Raw genomic sequence first — 214 nt, forward strand, 5'->3', positions numbered from 1 at the left:
GGGTGCCCCCCTGAACCTGACCCCGGGGCAGGTGGTGGCCATCGCCAGCAATATTGGTGGCAAGCAGGCGCTGGAGACGGTGCAGGCGCTGTTGCCGGTGCTGTGCCAGGCCCATGGCCTGACCCCGCAGCAGGTGGTGGCCATCGCCAGCAATAGCGGTGGCAAGCAGGCGCTGGAGACGGTGCAGCGGCTGTTGCCGGTGCTGTGCCAGGCC

Annotated in this window: 1 protein-coding gene; it reads left to right on the forward strand. The window is 69.6% G+C overall.

Going from position 1 to position 214, the window contains the following annotated elements; genetic code table 11:
* Positions 1–214 (forward strand): TAL effector repeat-containing protein (locus F7R02_RS26265; RefSeq protein ID WP_151210395.1); only part of this gene is annotated, 214 nt, incomplete at both ends.

The sequence above is a fragment of the Xanthomonas cissicola genome (genome assembly GCF_008801575.1).
GTDB classification, from domain to species: domain Bacteria; phylum Pseudomonadota; class Gammaproteobacteria; order Xanthomonadales; family Xanthomonadaceae; genus Xanthomonas; species Xanthomonas cissicola.